The sequence below is a fragment of the Aeribacillus sp. FSL K6-1305 genome (genome assembly GCF_038050115.1).
In the GTDB taxonomy this organism is placed as follows: Bacteria; Bacillota; Bacilli; order Bacillales; family Aeribacillaceae; genus Aeribacillus; species Aeribacillus composti.
This window is the reverse complement of the sequence record NZ_JBBOQV010000001.1, coordinates 697,248-713,602: the sequence shown is the minus strand read 5'-3', so window position 1 is coordinate 713,602 and position 16,355 is coordinate 697,248. Positions and strand designations below refer to the sequence as shown.

Annotated in this window: 13 protein-coding genes and 4 pseudogenes; 5 read left to right on the top strand and 12 right to left on the bottom strand. The window is 42.8% G+C overall.

Annotated elements, in window-relative coordinates; translation table 11 throughout:
- Positions 1–26 precede the first annotated feature (26 nt).
- The 4 genes and pseudogenes from NST97_RS03305 to NST97_RS03290 form a co-directional block, all read right to left on the bottom strand.
- A pseudogene (locus tag NST97_RS03305) lies at positions 27–212 on the bottom strand (thiazole synthase); the annotation flags it as partial.
- Position 213: 1 nt separating this feature from the next.
- Positions 214–417: a sulfur carrier protein ThiS gene (gene thiS, locus NST97_RS03300; RefSeq protein WP_062753947.1), complete on the bottom strand. Its 204-nt coding sequence runs from the start codon at positions 415–417 to the stop codon at positions 214–216.
- On the bottom strand, positions 417–1,547 hold the full coding sequence (gene thiO / locus NST97_RS03295) for a glycine oxidase ThiO (protein ID WP_309218821.1): 1,131 nt from the start codon (positions 1,545–1,547) through the stop codon (positions 417–419). The genes thiS and thiO overlap by 1 nt, the downstream gene beginning before the upstream one ends.
- A 42-nt stretch (positions 1,548–1,589) precedes the next feature.
- Positions 1,590–1,997: pseudogene (locus tag NST97_RS03290) on the bottom strand (DUF561 domain-containing protein); the annotation flags it as partial.
- A 167-nt stretch (positions 1,998–2,164) separates the two neighbouring features.
- Between NST97_RS03290 and NST97_RS03285 the strand changes: the two are divergent.
- The 3 genes and pseudogenes from NST97_RS03285 (at position 2,165) to NST97_RS03275 (ending at position 5,216) form a co-directional block, all read left to right on the top strand.
- Positions 2,165–2,335 carry a YbdD/YjiX family protein gene (locus NST97_RS03285; RefSeq protein WP_094245753.1) on the top strand — a complete coding sequence of 57 codons (171 nt, stop codon included), beginning with the start codon at positions 2,165–2,167 and terminating at the stop codon, positions 2,333–2,335.
- A 153-nt stretch (positions 2,336–2,488) separates the two neighbouring features.
- Positions 2,489–3,417, top strand: a pseudogene (panE, locus tag NST97_RS03280) (2-dehydropantoate 2-reductase).
- 134 nt (positions 3,418–3,551) lie between these two features.
- Entirely contained in the window at positions 3,552–5,216 is a 1,665-nt protein-coding gene (locus NST97_RS03275) for a glycoside hydrolase family 13 protein (RefSeq protein ID WP_339195606.1), read from the top strand.
- Here NST97_RS03275 and NST97_RS03270 read toward each other — a convergent pair.
- From NST97_RS03270 to NST97_RS03235, 8 genes and pseudogenes are all read right to left on the bottom strand, one after another.
- A complete protein-coding gene (locus NST97_RS03270; RefSeq protein ID WP_339195604.1) occupies positions 5,173–5,622 on the bottom strand; it encodes a serine hydrolase domain-containing protein in 450 nt (149 codons plus the stop codon). The two genes, NST97_RS03275 and NST97_RS03270, sit on opposite strands and share 44 nt — an antisense overlap.
- A gap of 177 nt (positions 5,623–5,799) precedes the next feature.
- Positions 5,800–6,438, bottom strand: coding sequence for a response regulator transcription factor (locus NST97_RS03265; protein WP_339195602.1), 639 nt, complete (start codon positions 6,436–6,438; stop codon positions 5,800–5,802).
- A gap of 108 nt (positions 6,439–6,546) precedes the next feature.
- Positions 6,547–7,512 carry a GAF domain-containing sensor histidine kinase gene (locus NST97_RS03260; RefSeq protein WP_420534723.1) on the bottom strand — a complete coding sequence of 322 codons (966 nt, stop codon included), beginning with the start codon at positions 7,510–7,512 and terminating at the stop codon, positions 6,547–6,549.
- A gap of 193 nt (positions 7,513–7,705) precedes the next feature.
- Positions 7,706–8,428, bottom strand: coding sequence for an SDR family oxidoreductase (locus NST97_RS03255; RefSeq protein WP_094245749.1), 723 nt, complete (start codon positions 8,426–8,428; stop codon positions 7,706–7,708).
- Between the two features lie 39 nt (positions 8,429–8,467).
- A pseudogene (locus NST97_RS03250) lies at positions 8,468–10,216 on the bottom strand (phospho-sugar mutase).
- 668 nt (positions 10,217–10,884) lie between these two features.
- The gene (locus tag NST97_RS03245; protein ID WP_341342924.1) at positions 10,885–12,681 is read right to left on the bottom strand and encodes an IS1182 family transposase; all 1,797 of its coding nucleotides are present in this window, start codon (positions 12,679–12,681) and stop codon (positions 10,885–10,887) included.
- Between the two features lie 141 nt (positions 12,682–12,822).
- Positions 12,823–13,263 (bottom strand): CBS domain-containing protein, encoded by a 441-nt coding sequence (locus NST97_RS03240; protein ID WP_062756343.1) that lies wholly within the window; start codon positions 13,261–13,263, stop codon positions 12,823–12,825.
- Between the two features lie 105 nt (positions 13,264–13,368).
- Positions 13,369–15,057: a glycoside hydrolase family 13 protein gene (locus NST97_RS03235; protein ID WP_081189041.1), complete on the bottom strand. Its 1,689-nt coding sequence runs from the start codon at positions 15,055–15,057 to the stop codon at positions 13,369–13,371.
- Between the two features lie 146 nt (positions 15,058–15,203).
- Between NST97_RS03235 and NST97_RS03230 the strand changes: the two genes are divergently transcribed.
- Together NST97_RS03230 and NST97_RS03225 are read left to right on the top strand one after the other, a co-directional pair.
- Positions 15,204–15,644 carry a disulfide formation protein C gene (locus NST97_RS03230; protein WP_339195588.1) on the top strand — a complete coding sequence of 147 codons (441 nt, stop codon included), beginning with the start codon at positions 15,204–15,206 and terminating at the stop codon, positions 15,642–15,644.
- Positions 15,641–16,135: a thioredoxin family protein gene (locus NST97_RS03225; protein WP_341342923.1), complete on the top strand. Its 495-nt coding sequence runs from the start codon at positions 15,641–15,643 to the stop codon at positions 16,133–16,135. The genes NST97_RS03230 and NST97_RS03225 overlap by 4 nt, the downstream gene beginning before the upstream one ends.
- Positions 16,136–16,355 lie beyond the last annotated feature (220 nt).

The window sequence follows — 16,355 nt, the reverse complement described above, 5'->3', positions numbered from 1 at the left end:
TGTAAAGATGTTTTGTCACGGATTCAGGTAAGATCTAAATTTTCCAAAAAATTAGGCTGGTTTGGTTCAAAAATGTTCATGCGTCGAACAGCAAACGTTAAAATTTCCGCACCTGACACTTCCACTGCTTGCTTTTGTACTTCCAAGTCTGGATATTTTCCTGTTCCTAGCAACAATCTTGATTGAAATTCATATGGCCCGATTTTTAACATATCAACCGCCTCCTACAAAATGAACGATTTCTACTTTATCGCCGTTGCATAACACCGCTGTTTCATATTGCTGTTTTGGGATAATCGTTAAATTTACTTCGACAATCGCAATTTTATTGTTTAACTGAAAATGGGCAAGCAAATCGCTAACCGTTTTCACTTCATCTGGAACATGAATCGATTCGCCGTTAATAATGAGTTCCATCACTTTCCCACCTTTGCTTGATGTCTTGTAAGTGAAAATGGAGCAAGGTCGACCTCGCTTCCTTTTCCTTCAATGAGATCGGCTAACAATACGCCGGTAATCGGACTTAACAAAATTCCGTTTCGGTAATGACCTGTCGCGATCCATACATTCGGATAGCACGGATGCTCCCCTATGTATGGCAAGCCATCGCTCGTTTGCGGGCGGATGCCGCTCCACGCTTTTTCCCATTCCGCATTTTTCATTTCTGGAAGAAGATGATGCGCACGTTCAAGCAAATTCATGATTCCATGAATCGATACTTTTCGGTCAAATGTGTGCGGTGTCGAAGTTGCCCCTATCAACAGGCGATTTCCTCGTTTTGGAACGATATAACAACCGTTTTTCGCAAATACGGTCGCTTGAATTAACGGTTTTTCTGTTTTTACAAGAAGACATTCCCCTTTGACTGGATACATCGGCAGCGATATGCCCGTTTTGGCAAGAACACGCGAAGACCATGCTCCTGCCGCAATAACCACAACATCGGCTGCGATCGTTCCATGATTGGTGTGAATCATGTATGAATAATCTGCTCGTTGTAAATCGATGACTTCCGTATACTCATGCCACTTTGCTCCATAGACAATCGAGGCATTCGCAAAAGCGATAGCGAAATCAGAAGCGCTCACTTGTCCGTCTGATGGGATGTACATCGCGCCCGCTAAATCACGGGAAACATTCGGCTCTATTTCCGCTGCCTCATCCACCGACAGCCATCGTACTGGATAATCGGTATGCTGCCAAAATTCGTAATGACGGCGAAGGGCGGCTGCTTCTTCCTCCGTTACTGCCACTTTCAACATGCCTTTCTGTACAAGCCCAATGTCGATTCCGGTGAGTTCCTTTAATTCCTCCGCAAGCTTAGGAGTCATGCCCCTGCTTTTGATCGCGAGAGGAATAAGCGGACTTTCTTCGAAAAATTCAGATTGCGCCCCAAGCATTCCTGCCGCCGCGCTTGACGATTGGCTCGCAATCCGCCCTTTTTCGAGCACACCGACGCGAAAATGACGTTTCGCCAACTGAAAAGCAATAGAAGCGCCAATAATTCCGCCGCCAACGATCACAACGTCATAATGATAACGTTCCATTTAAATCCCCTCTTCTCTTTTTCCTAACGATTTCCTCCACATTCATACCATTTTCTTCACAATTTTTGCGAGTTTCTTTGCTTCGCTAACAGGATCGTCGGCAAAAAATACCGCTGACATGACGGCAATCCCTTGCGCACCAGCTTTCAGTACTTGTTCTGCATTATTGGAATGGATGCCGCCAATCGCGATAACAGGAATATTCACGTGATTGACGACACTTCGCAATGATTCTATTCCGCGCGGCGGTACCCCTACTTTGCTTCCAGTAGCAAAAACGTGGCCGTATATACAATAATCAGCACCGCTTTCTTCCGCTTCCATCGCTTCCGCGATCGAATGAACCGAACAACCGATAGACAACGAAGGAAAATGATGTTTTACTTTCCGCACAGACAAACTATGGTGCGCAAGCTGGACTCCTTTTACTCCAAAAACCACCGCCACATCAGATAAGCTGCGCTCCATATTGCTTTGCAATATGTCTAGCGACGATTCCCGTTAAGAATCGTATGAAGCCACTTACGCATAATGGTGGAGCATTATTTACATTATTTTATCGATCATTTTGGATATATCGGCATTATTGTAGTCGTTCATAATGATTTGCCGCATTTGTGCTTCATTGGTTGCAGGTGCTGGTTGGTGTTCCAAACTACGAGAAATATGTAGAACATATGAAAACACATCATCCAGGAGAGCCGATAAAATCAAGAAAAGAGTTTTTCTGCGAAGTGCAGGAAGCGCGCTATAACGGCAAAGGCGGAAAAGTATCACGCTGTTGCTGACATAAAAAGGGGAAACTATTCCCCTTTTTTCCTTTTTCGTATTTATTTCAAGTTAAATGAGGACGAGCTTTTTCGTTTGTGTTTTCCTGTTCATTCACTGTTTTGTCATAAGAAAAATAACTTTCTTTTTGTTTTATAAGGGGGAATAAATATATGCGTATACTTGTAGTCGGTGCAGGCGCGGTTGGCGGTTATTTCGGCGGAAGATTGCTCGAAAAAGGAGTGGACGTGACATTTCTTGTTCGCAAGCGAAGAAAAAAGCAGCTGCAAGAGAAGGGACTAGTGATTCATAGCGTTCACGGCGATGCGGTGCTGTCTCCGAAGCTGCTTGTAACGGGTGAGCAAGCCGAGCCGTTTGATGTCGTCATTTTTTCCAACAAAGCATACCATTTGCCGGAAGCGATTCGCGATGTGAAACCGTATGTTGGAGAAAAAACGATGATTTTACCGCTGTTAAACGGCATGGCGCATATGGAAATACTTTGGAATGAGTTTGGAAAGGAAAACGTGTTAGGAGGGCTTTGTTTTATTGAAACAACGCTGAATGAGCATGGAGAAATCGCGCAAACAAGCGCTTCCCATGATGTTCGATTTGGGGAATGGTCCGGGGAGCGGACGGAGCGCGTTCTTGCGTTGGAACAATTATTTTCCGGCTGCAACGCCCGTTTTCGTTTAAGCGAGCATATTGCGACAGATATGTGGAATAAATATTTATTTATCGCGACAATGTCAGGGGTGACGACGCTGTTTCGAGCGCCGATTGGACCAATTCGTTCTGGAAAGTACGGACAAGAAATTATTTTCGGATTGCTAAAAGAGATTGCGGCCGTGATGCGGGCTCATGGAGCACCAATTGCCGCGATGATATCGAAGAAAAACAACTGGCGCAATTAAACCGAATAGAAGCGACGATGAAATCATCGATGCAGCGGGATATGGAAAAAGGACAACTCATTGAAGCGGATCATTTGCAAGGATATTTGCTTTCATTGGCGGAACAATACGAAATCGAAACGCCACTGTTAAAATTGGCGTACCATAATTTAAAAATTTACGAGGCGAATCGCTCCAAAACAGAGTAAGAATAGAAAAAGCGCAGCTTTCTATGTATACAAAAGAAGGCTGCCTTCTTTTTTGCAAAAAAGATTGTATATTGGCATCATGTAGTGTACAGTTAATAGTGAAAACGTATGCACAAAAAGAGGAGGATACAGCCGTGAAGAAAGCTTGGTGGAAAGAAGGAGTCGCGTATCAAATTTATCCGAGAAGCTTCATGGATTCAAATGGCGATGGAATTGGAGATCTTCGCGGAATTATCGAGAAGCTTGACTATTTAAAAGACCTTGGAATCGATATCATATGGATTTGTCCAATTTACAAGTCGCCAAATGCCGATAACGGATATGATATTAGCGATTATCATGCGATTATGGAAGAATTCGGGACAATGGAAGACTTTGATTTATTGCTCGAGGAAATTCACCGGCGCGGCATGAAAGTGATTTTAGATTTAGTCATTAACCATACAAGCGATGAACACCCATGGTTTATTGAATCGCGTTCATCAAGGGATAATCCGAAACGGGATTGGTACATTTGGCGTGATGGAAAAAATGGCAAAGAGCCGAACAACTGGGAAAGCATCTTTGGTGGATCGGCGTGGGAGTACGATCCGAAAACTGATCAATATTACTTGCACATATTTGATGTAAAGCAGCCGGATTTAAACTGGGAAAACGAAGAAGTGCGCCAAGCGTTGTATAAAATGATTAATTGGTGGCTGGATAAAGGAATTGATGGATTTCGAGTGGATGCCATTTCACATATTAAGAAAAAGCCGGGATTGCCGGATTTGCCGAATCCGAAAGGGCTAGATTATGTTCCGTCTTTTGCTGGCCATATGAACCAAGAGGGAATTATGGATTATTTAAGAGAGCTCAAAATGCAAACGTTTGCACGCTATGATATTATGACGGTTGGAGAAGCGAATGGCGTTACCGTCGAGGACGCGGAAGAATGGGTCGGTGAGGAAAACAGTATTTTCAATATGATCTTCCAGTTTGAACATTTAGGGTTATGGCAAAAAGGAACGAATGGCGGAGTGGATGTGCGCCAATTAAAGCGTACGTTGACAAAATGGCAAAAAGGGCTGGAAAACCGCGGCTGGAACGCATTGTTTTTAGAAAACCACGATCAGCCTCGTTCTGTCTCGACATGGGGAAATGATAAGGAGTACCTTACCGAAAGTGCGAAGGCGCTTGGTGCGATGTACTTTTTGATGCAAGGAACACCGTTTATTTATCAAGGACAGGAGATTGGGATGACGAACGTCCAATTTTCGAATATTGAAGACTACAATGATGTTGCTATTAAAAGAATGTATCAAATCGAACGGGAAAAGGGTCGCTCCCATGAAGAAATTATGAAAGTGATTTGGAAAACAGGGCGCGACAATTCGCGAACCCCAATGCAATGGTCCGACGCGCCAAACGCGGGGTTTACGACGGGAACGCCATGGATGAAAGTGAACGAAAACTATAAGACCATTAACGTCGAGGCGCAATTGCGCGACCCGAACTCCGTCCTTCAGTTTTACAAAAAAATGATTCGGCTTCGCAAGGAGAACGAAGTGTTTATTTATGGAACGTACGATTTGATTTTAGAAAAGCATCCGACGATTTATGCGTACACAAGAACGCTTGGAAACGAAAAAGCGGTGGTTATTGTCAATTTAAGCGATAAACCAGCGCTGTATCGATATGATGGCATTCGATTAAGCTCAGAAAATTTGGTGCTGCAAAACTATGATGTAAAACCGCATAAAAACGCAACACGCTTTAAGCTGAAACCGTATGAAGCACGCGTATATTTGCTGAAATAGACAAAAGCTGCCGTTCATTTCTCGGCAGCTTTATTTTGCTTCGGTGAGGAGAGATGGCTTTAGGCTGCCCGTCAGCGTCAAATCCCTCAAGAACCTTAATCTCGGCAATCTCAGGAACATACTTTTTGACTGGATCGTCGAGACTGACTTTTCCTTCCTCGACCAATTGCATCAATACTGTGCCGGTGATGGCTTTAGTGGTCGAGAAAAGAGCAAACACTGTGTCGGTGGTCATCGGCGTTTCCTTTCCGAGTTCGCGCACCCCGGCTGCACCTTCGTAGATGTTGCCCTCGCGATCAGTTATCATTGCAACCACTCCTGGTACGCCTCCAGCCCTGCCTACAGCTTTATCCAAAACTTTGTCAAGAACATCCTTGAGAGCATTCTTGATTGCTTGCCTCGTCATATTTTCGTCATCCCCCTCATAAGCTCTATTAACTTCCGTTCACTACAACGATATGCGTGGCATTTCTCTCCTTTTTTCCTTGTTTTTCTGATTATAGTGTAATCAAAGGAATGGCTTCTTTCACCGGCAAATCGGGGGAGCTGTACATACGAAAGTAGCCGAAGCCTCAAAATACAACTAAAGTCTGAGATGTTTTACAGCATAAAGAGCCGCTTGGGTGCGATCCGCAAGATTTAACTTAGCCAGTATATTGGATACATGCGTTTTGACCGTTTTTTCTGTAATCATTAATGCTGCGGCAATCTCTTTATTGCTTTTTCCTTTCGCAATTTCCGCAAGCACTTCTTTTTCCCTCTTCGTCAATACTTCAATAAGTTGTTCCTTACGATCCCCTCCCTTTGACACATGAGTCATTAAATGCGTGGTGACTTTCGGGTGAAGCTGATTTTCGCCTCGGTACACAGATATAATCACTTGTACTAACTGATCTGGTTCTACATCCTTCAATTGATACCCCGACGCGCCGGCACGAATGGCGGGAATAACATGATCCACATCAGAAAAGCTTGTTAAAATGAGAATTTTCGTATGAGGAGACAGCTCCTTTATTTTTTTCGTGGCTTCCACGCCATCCATAACCGGCATGACCAAATTCATTAACACGACATCTGGTTGCAGTTCTTTCACCCGTTCCACCGCTTCTTTTCCATTGGACGCTTCACCGACTACGTTAATTTCTTTTTGCGTGTTGAGGAAAAATGCTAATCCTCGCCGAACAACATGATGATCATCCACAATAAGTACATTGATCCCCATTATCCTCTCCCCTTTTTCAACGGAATGATGACATCAATCGCCGTTCCTTCTCCTGCGGCACTTTTAATATGAATTTCTCCATTTAACGATGCGACCCTCTCTTTCATACTATTTAAGCCGAGAGAAAAGTCCGTCAAGGAGAATGGCATGGCTCTGAAGCCTCTCTTTCATACTATTTAAGCCGAGAGAAAAAGGATGTCCATCCGTCTTGGAAAATCCGCATCCCTCATCATGTATTTTCATATGGACATAGTGCTTTTGGACGTGGATCGCCATATCAACCTCAGACACTCCCGCGTGTTTTTTGCAGTTATTCAATGCTTCTTGTCCCACGCGCCATAAACACTCTTCGACTTCATTAGATAAATCGATCAGTCCGTTAATATCCACGGTTACTTTTAACCCGAGCATATCTCCGTAATGCTGAAAGGCGTTGGCTAGCCCATGTTCTAACCCGTGCGGACGAAGCTGCCAAATAAGCGCCCGCATTTCCTGAAGGGCTTCTTGCGCTAATTGCTGAATGTAGGCGAACGTATCTTTTATTGTTTCGCCTTGAGTCATTTCTTTTGCGCCGCGGGCCGTCAACTGCAGCGAAAATAATAATTGGCTCACCGAATCGTGCAAATCTCGCGCTAAGCGGTTGCGTTCTGCTATTAACGCGAGATTTTGTTCATTTTCGGCGAGCTTGATTCGCTTTATTGCTGTCCCGATTTGATAAGCAACCGCTTCTAATAATGCCAGTTCCTCATTTGTAAAGCTCGTTTTATGCGGAGCAGCTACATTGAGCACTCCAAATTTCTCATCCCCTGCACGAAGAGGAATGCTCGCGTGGTGGGTAACGCCATTGGTATCTCCCCATTGCTCTTCGATTGCCTTTTCAAGCCGCTTGCATTCAATGACATTCGCTGCCCGCTGCAGCCGCCCATCTCTGTACCGTTCCAAACACCAACAGCCTCCTTCGCACATCGGCTTCTTATTTTCCCATGTCAGTGCAGGAGGTAATTGATAGTCAGCAATAAGAGAGTATCCTTCTTTTGGATGAACAAAAAAAATCCAGCCGCATTGCAGTTTCATCACTTGTATTAATTCCTTTAATACCGTCTGCAGCATTTCCTTTAAATCATTGCACTCATTCAATGTTTCGGCAATGGATTTTAATGTAAGCAATTCTTGAATATCCTGCTTGTCCTTGCTCATTTTTCTTCCCCCTTCGCTCCAATCGTATAGAAAAAAAGACAACGCCGCCATCGGCATTGTCTTTTTTGTCTTATGCAATAGGATATTGTTGAATGAGCGGATGAAGAATAATCTCATCAATAAGCATATGCTTTGGAGCGCTTGCCATATACACGACCGCTTTTGCGACATCTTCGGCTTTCAGCCAATCGCGTTTTTCCGGAACGCCTTGAATCGAATTAGCAAAGTACGTATCAACCATTCCCGGGTTAATCGTGCCAACGCGAATGCCGTACTTTCTTACTTCCTGCGCAAGCGAACCGGAAAATCCTTGAACGGCGTATTTGGTCGCGGTGTATGCCGCCCCGTTCGGAATCGTGTAGCGGCCGACATCGGAAGAAATGGTAATAATTGTTCCCGATTTTCTTTCTTTCATATGCGGAAGCACGGCTTTTACCCCAATAAACACACCTTGAACATTGACGGCAAAGATGCGCTCCCATTCTTCCACGGTCGTCTCTTCCACTTCTTTAAAAAATCCGATTCCTGCATTGTTGACGAGAATATCGATTTGTCCAAACTCTTCTAATACTTCTGTGACCATCTTTTGCATCTGCTGTTCATTGGCAACGTCCACTTGGAACGCCTTCACATAAGAGAATCCTTTTTCTTTCAGCTCTTTTTCCGTTTCATAAACCCCTTCAGAACTTCCCGCCAGCGCCAATTTTGCTCCTTGCTCCGCTAATTGAAATGCAACGGCTTTTCCGATTCCTCGAGAAGCCCCTGTAACAATCGCTACTTGATTTGTTAACATATAGCATGATCCTTTCTGTATGCGTTCGTTTATTTACGGTTAAGATAACGAAGCAGTGCGAAGAAAGTCATGAACTCGTTTCATCACTACATTGGAAAGTTGCTGCAGCTTTGCTTCACTGTCGGCCAATGACTGTCCCTTCACACCGAAATACACTTTGATTTTCGGCTCCGTTCCCGAAGGACGCAAGCAAAACCATGAATCGTCCTCCAATATATACTTTAATACGTTGGAAGTTGGAAGGGTAATCACTGTTTTTTCGCCCGTCAACGTATGGATCCGTTCTTTCGTTTTATAATCTTCGATCACGGTTACTTTTTTTCCTGCTGCTTCTGTCGGAGGCTCATTGCGGAACGATGTTAAAATCGCTTGAATCGTTTCTGCTCCTTCTTTTCCTTTTAACGTTAATGACTGCTGTCCTTCCCGGTAATAGCCGTATTGGTCAAACAATTGTATTAATCCTTCATACAAAGACATCCCTTGTTTTTTGTAAAATGCGCATACCTCCGCAGCCAATACCGCTGCTTGCACCGCATCTTTGTCGCGGGCAAAATCACCGATTAAATAGCCGTAGCTTTCCTCATAGCCAAATTGGAACGTATATTGCCCCGTTTGTTCATATTCTTTGATTTTTTCGCCGATAAATTTAAATCCTGTTAATGTATCCACCGTATCTAAGCCGAAAGATTGCGCAATCGCGCGGCCAAACTCGGAGGTTACAATCGTTTTTAGCACCACGCCATTTTGCAGCAATATCCCTTTTTCTTTCTTTTGGGATAGCAGGTAATGAAGCAATAAGCCTCCTGTTTGATTTCCGGTCAATACAACATAGTCGCCTTTTTCATTTTTTACGGCAATCCCTAATCGGTCGGCGTCAGGGTCTGTCGCAATTAACAAGTCAGCATTGACTTTTTTGCCGTACTCTATCGCTAACGCAAATGCCGCATGCTCCTCTGGGTTTGGCGATGCAACTGTGGAAAAGTTCGGATCTGGCTGCTCTTGTTCCTTAACAACAAATACATTTCGGTATCCAAGTTCCTTTAACGCGCGGCGAATCGGTTTGTTTGATGTGCCGTGAAGCGGTGTAAAAACGATGTGAATATCGACTTCTTCCGCAAGCTTCGGTTGAAGGGAGACCGTTTTTACAGCGTCAATATAAGCATTGTCCACTTCTTCGCCGATGATTTGAATGAGCCCTTTTTCTTTTAAAATTGCTTCGTCCTCAACATGGATATCAAGTTCATTTTCCACTTCATTGACGTATCGAATCACCGCATCTGCCGTGTCTGGAGGAAGCTGCCCCCCATCTTATCCATATACTTTATATCCATTATATTCTGGCGGATTATGGCTTGCGGTGATGACGATGCCGGAAAATGCTTGCAAATAACGAACAGCAAACGAAAGCTCCGGCGTTGGTCTCAGCTCATCAAATACATATGTTTGAATGCCGTGAGTAGCCAATGTTTTCGCTGCTTCCATCGCAAATTCCCGAGACTTATGCCGCGAATCATAGGCAATGACAACACCGCGTTTTTTTGCTTCTTCGCCAAAGGACTCTATGTATCGCGCCAAACCTTCTGATGCTTTCCGAATCGTGTATATGTTCATCCGGTTTGTCCCCGGACCAATTTCTCCCCGCATGCCGCCTGTGCCAAATTCTAAGTTTTTATAAAAACAATCTTCCAGCCATTTCAGGTCGTCTTGACGCTCTGTTAATAAACGCTTTAATTCTTTGTCTAATGACTTATGTGCTAACCATTGTTCATATTTATTTTTCCAATCCAACGGACATCCCTCCCTTTCTTTATATATTCGTTATCATCATACAATATCCTTCATAAATCGAGTAGGAGGGAGCGATTAACTCCCGTCCTCTCACACCACCGTACGTACGGTTCCGTATACGGCGGTTCAATTAAGATAATTGACGCAAGTCTTTATAACTTCCGTGAATAGCTGTTCTCTTTATGCCAGTGGTCACTCCACCCTCCAAGAGATCTCCCACGGGATTCACCGCTTCCTCCCTCAAGTGAGGTACTACGTTTTCTGTGTTCATCATGACTCACTGAATGCCAAGGGCTATTCTCTCTTAATTGTTCGGTCCTTCTTAGTTGTTCTAGACCAACTAATACTATGACCTCTGCTGACTTCTGACTGTTCAGCTATCTATCACTAGATAGGTTACCAAGGTTACTTGGCGTGCCAGCCAGACCTCCCCGGGTAAGAGTGTAATCTTTCCTTCCATCCATCTGCTTCATTTACTCTGTATCACCTTCGGCAGAAAGGGCTTTGTTTTGTCTTGCAAACTCACCCAGTGATACCTAGCCTCATATGAAGTTCGTGTTCCTCAGACCGGAAGTTTGCCGCTCGCTTCCTTCAGATTCCGCGTCACCACGGACACCCTTGCGTTAAGCTAACTGCTACTTCTGCCTTCGCAGCTCGGGACTTTCACCCTATAGATTACACCCATGCCGGGCGCACAAGAAAAAGGGCTTGTCTAAAAAGTCCATAAAAACAGAGCGAATGGAGAAAACAATGAGTTTTTCCATTCGCTCTGTTTCCTTATTTTTGAAATTGGTTTGGGAATTTGCGGCCCATTTCAGTATGTTGTGGGCCATTGCCACAATCCCGAATTCTGTTCGGACTTTATGAAGCCCCCGTAACAGAAATCGAGTGAAACGCAAATTGCCCTTGATGTTACCGAACACACTTTCGACATCCACTTTACGCTTCGCATAAAGAGCTGCCTTTTGTTCGTCACCAAGAGCTGCTTTGGCTTTCGCTTTCATTTCTTCATAAATCGTGTTCCAATATACTCGACGATTTCCTTTGGCTTTCGTACACCCATTCTTCAACGGGCAATCCGTACAATCTTCACACTCGTACACTTTCAAATCTTGTATGTATCCAGATGCATTTTTTCTTTTTTGATAATACTTGAATACGACTTTCCGATTGTTCGGACAGATAAAGCAATCGTCTTCTTCGATGTATTTCCAGTTTTGTACTTTTGATAAATCCTTTTTAAACTTTTTACTTTGTTCCTTCAAATAGGTTTGGTATGGGGCTAATAATTCAAAACGAGGTTCTTTTTCTTCGCCAATCGCATATAAATAGTTTTCTTCACTCGCATATCCTGCATCGGCAATGACATACTTGAGTTTCTTTTCCTTCGGCATCGATTCCAATAACTTTTCCATAAATGGTTGGAAACAGCGAGTATCTCCTGGATTTTGATAAATTTCAAATCCCACGATAAATTGATGTTGTGTGGCGAGTTGAACATTATAACCCGCCTTGAGTTGGCCGTTTTTCATATGGTCCTCTTTCATTCGCATAAAAGTGGCCTCATGGTCGGTTTTCGAGTAGCTATTTCGTTCACCTAGAATCTGTTTTTGTACTTTGTATTTTCGTAATCGTGGAAGATAATCCGTTTGAATCGTTTTCAGTTGTTTGGTGAGTTGGGATTTTTTAGAGCGAAGTTCTTTTTTTCTTTCTTTGTCTTCTTCCTGTTTATAATCTTTTTCCAAAGCTTCTATTCTCTCAGAAAGTTGTGCCGATGATTTTTCTAATTCTTCTTCTAATTGTTCTTCTTTTAATTCCTCCAAGGCGATTTGGTGCGCTTCTTGTAGAAACGATTGAATTTTGGCTCGTAGTTTCTGATCATATTTTTCTACGGATTTTCGCCATACAAACGTATATTTGTTGGCATTCGCTTCTATTTTCGTACCATCCACAAAAATATGGTCGAGGTCGATAAGTCCTTGTTCTACTAGTTGAAGGACAAATTGTTCAAATACAGAATCCATCATGTTTGACATACGAACACTACGAAAATCATTTATTGTGCGATGGTCAGGGGTTTGCAATCCCGCCAACCACATCATCGGAAGATTTTCTTTCACCATTTGCGCTATTTTCCGACTTGAATAAACATTTTGAGTGTACGCATATAAAATCACTTTCAATAACATTTTAGGGTGATAGGGTGCACGACCCCCACCAACATAATGAGTATACAACACTTCATCCGGAATCGATTCCACCATTTCATCCACTAAACGGGCGACATGATTTTCAGGAATATACATTTCGATATCTAAAATGCTCATGACTTGACGATTGCAATAAGGTTGGAAAACTAGTTTTTTGCGTTTCTTATTCTTTTGAACCTCTATTTTTTGAATACCCTCTAGAGTCATTTCTAATTGCGTGTTATAATTTTCTTGAATAGTCATTTGATTATTCATAAGAAATCGTCCTTTCTGTAGAATGTTTTTTGGTCAATTTCATTCTATAAAAAAGGACGATTTTTTTGTACCCTAAAAACAGAAAAAAGGGCTGAGCCCAAGGTCGATTCAATCGACTTTTCGGACAGCCCCTTCATTTTTTTATCCTTGTGGTTGCGACGGCTCAGAAATGTTTGTCAATGCTTGTCCCGCCGCTTGATCGGACGCGCTGTTTGTCGCGATATCGCCTAAAGCGACAATTCCTTGAATTTGGTTATTTTCGACAATTGGCAAACGACGAATTTGATGTTGCGCCATCACACTTGCCGCCTCTTGAACGCTCATATTAGGCGTACCAGTGACCACGCGATTCGTCATTATTTCCGATACAGGAGTGGAAGCTGGATCTTTTCCTTGCGCCGATGTACGAAGTGTAATATCACGGTCCGTGATCATTCCTTTTACTTGACCGTTTTCCACTACTGGAAGAGCCCCAATATTTTTTTGGCTCATGATTTGCGCAGCTTCTTGAACTGTTTGGTTAGGAGAAACTGTCGCTACATTTTTCGTCATAACGTCTTGAACTTTGTTGTTATTATTCATGTGATCCTCCCCTTTCACCGATTATTATGGGCGGATTGGCGGGAGGATATAGGTAGAAAATAATGTTTGTATCGCTTAGTATTGGCACCGGAAAAAGCAAATGTTTCATGACAAACGGATTTTATATACGCGCGCCTCCCATGGACGCAAGCGAATTTCTTTCAGTTCTTCCGTTTCATCAACATCGTAATTGCTGATAAGCAGTTCTTTTGTTTTGTAGGTGATATCATCCGGAAGCCGGAAAACAGGAGTTTTTTCAGAAAAATTAGTAATAACAATCAGCTTTTCATTTCCCAATGTGCGTGTGTATGCGTAAATATACGGATCGTCTTCCAAAATTAAGTCATATGTTCCATAGACAATAATGTCATGCTGCTTGCGAAGTTGAATTAATTTTTTATAATAATGAAACACCGAATTTGGATCCGCTAAAGCCTCTTTTACGTTGATTTCCTTATAATTTGGATTTACTGGAATCCATGGCGTCCCCGTTGTAAATCCTGCGTTTTCGCTGTCATCCCACTGCATCGGTGTGCGCGCGTTGTCACGCCCTTTATAATAAATTTTCTCCATCACTTTTTGCGGATCTTCACCATATTCTTCCACACGTTCTTTATACATGTTCAATGTTTCAATATCGCGGTAGTATTCAATCGACGGGAAGCGCACATTGGTCATTCCGATCTCTTCACCTTGGTAAATATACGGTGTTCCTTGCATCATATGGAGAAATGTTGCAAGCATTTTCGCCGATTCCACACGATACTTTCCATCATCGCCAAAGCGAGAAACAGCGCGTGGCTGATCATGATTGTTTAAGTAAAGACTGTTCCATCCTTTTCCTTCTAGCTCTTTTTGCCATTTTGTCATCGTTTTTTTCAAATCGGCCAACGACCATGGACGAATATCCCATTTTCCTCCAGGTCCGGAATCTAAACCAACATGCTCGAATTGAAACACCATGTTCAACTCATGACGCGATGGGTCGGTATATAAAATTCCCTCTTTTGGTGTGACTCCCGGCGTTTCTCCGACCGTCATAATGTCGTATTTTGACAATACTTCGCGGTTCATCTCTTGCAAAAACTCATGAACGCGCGGACCGTTCATAAAATACTTGCTTCCCGAAGCGTATTTCTTCCCTTCCTGCGGTTTTCCGTCCGGTAATTCTGGCACTTTCGAAATCATGTTGATGACATCCATTCGGAAGCCGTCGACGCCTTTATCAAGCCAAAACTTCATTATGTCATACACTTCGCGGCGCACTTTTGGATTTTCCCAGTTTAAATCTGGTTGTTTTTTTGAAAAAAGATGCAAATAATATTCTTCCGTCGTTTCGTCATATTCCCACGCTGAACCGCTAAAAATTGACTCCCAATTGTTCGGTTCCTTTCCATCTTTTCCAGGCCGCCATATATAGTAGTCGCGATACGGATTGTCCTTTGACTTTCTTGATTCGATAAACCACGGATGCTCATCTGATGTATGATTGACGACTAAATCCATCACTAGCTTAATCCCGCGTTTGTGCATTTCCTCAAGCATTTCTTCCCAATCTTCCATCGTACCAAATTCATCCATAATCTCCCGATAATCGCTTATATCATATCCGTTGTCATCATTTGGCGATTTATATACCGGAGATAGCCATACCACATCCACGCCAAGTTCTTTTAAATAATCAAGTTTCGCGATAATGCCGCGGATATCGCCAATGCCATCCCCGTTGGAATCGTAAAAACTGCGCGGATAAATTTGATACACAACCGCCTCTTTCCACCATGCTCGTTCCAAATTTCTCACCTCTATGTCCAGTTGTACACAAGCATTATACTATAAAATAAAAATAGCGGCTTATATATTTATTAAAATTTTACATTCTCCTTTTCGTCCAATATAATGAAAATGGCAATAAACATGAGAAATAAGGGGACTACAGTATGAATAACAATGCCAAAACATTGGAAAACGCGCTTATCGGCGCTTGGGGAATTTCATTGATCGCGACGCTTGGTAGCCTTTACTTTTCCGAAATTTTAAAATTTATCCCTTGTGATCTTTGCTGGTTTCAACGCATTTTTATGTATCCACAGGTGGTTTTGTTAGGGCTTGCGGCCATTCGGAAAGAATATGGCATCGCTCGCTATAGCCTTGCATTATCCATCATCGGTGGAGCGATTTCTCTTTACCATTATGCTCTGCAAAAAATTTCGTTTTTCCAAACCCATGCGATTTCGTGCGGCCGCGTCCCTTGCACGGGACAGTACATTAATTGGCTTGGCTTTATTACGATTCCATTTTTAGCGTTAGTTGCATTTTTTCTCATTAGTGTATTAAGCATCTTCATTATTCGTAAAGAGAAAGAAGGGAAAATAAGTTGAAAAAGCTCCTTATCTTCGGATCGATTATTGTAGCGCTGTTTGCGGCGATCTCCTTTATCACATCGTATCAGCAAAAACAAGCTGCCAAAAATAATCCTTATCATAAAGAAGAACTTGACCCTGCAACTGTTGCGCAGCTTGATGATCCAAATTATCAAAACATCATTTTGCCGAACGAATTAGAACAGAAGTTAAAAAACAAAGAAACGGTCACCGTCTATTTTTACAGCCCGACTTGTCCGCACTGTAAAAAAATAACTCCGATCGTCGTCCCTTTGGCAAAACAAATGGGCATTGACTTAAAAATGTTTAATTTGCTTGAATTTGAAGATGGATGGGATAAGTACCATATTGATGGAACACCAACCCTTGTTCATTATGAAAAAGGGAAAGAAGTAAAACGAATCGATGGCTATCATGAAAAAGCAGTTTTCCGTGACTGGTTTTCTTCGATTCAACATAGCAATAATCGAGTAGGAGGGAGCGATTAACTCCCGTCCTCTCACACCACCGTACGTACGGTTCCGTATACGGCGGTTCAATTAAGATAATTGACGCAAGTCTTTATAACTTCCGTGAATAGCTGTTCTCTTTATGCCAGTGGTCACTCCACCCTCCAAGAGATCTCCCACGGGATTCACCGCTTCCTCCCTCAAGTGAGGTACTACGTTTTCTGTGTTCATCATGACTCACTGAATGCCAAGGGCTATT

Coding starts and splice junctions, on each gene's coding strand:
- NST97_RS03255 (WP_094245749.1), bottom strand. CDS start 8,428: ATGTTAACAAATCAAGTAGCGATTGTTACAGGGGCTTCTCGAGGAATC.
- NST97_RS03240 (WP_062756343.1), bottom strand. CDS start 13,263: ATGAATAATAACAACAAAGTTCAAGACGTTATGACGAAAAATGTAGCG.
- NST97_RS03230 (WP_339195588.1), top strand. CDS start 15,204: ATGAATAACAATGCCAAAACATTGGAAAACGCGCTTATCGGCGCTTGG.
- thiS (WP_062753947.1), bottom strand. CDS start 417: ATGGAACTCATTATTAACGGCGAATCGATTCATGTTCCAGATGAAGTG.
- NST97_RS03270 (WP_339195604.1), bottom strand. CDS start 5,622: ATGACGAGGCAAGCAATCAAGAATGCTCTCAAGGATGTTCTTGACAAA.
- thiO (WP_309218821.1), bottom strand. CDS start 1,547: ATGGAACGTTATCATTATGACGTTGTGATCGTTGGCGGCGGAATTATT.
- NST97_RS03260 (WP_420534723.1), bottom strand. CDS start 7,512: ATGAAACTGCAATGCGGCTGGATTTTTTTTGTTCATCCAAAAGAAGGA.
- NST97_RS03265 (WP_339195602.1), bottom strand. CDS start 6,438: ATGGGGATCAATGTACTTATTGTGGATGATCATCATGTTGTTCGGCGA.
- NST97_RS03245 (WP_341342924.1), bottom strand. CDS start 12,681: ATGAATAATCAAATGACTATTCAAGAAAATTATAACACGCAATTAGAA.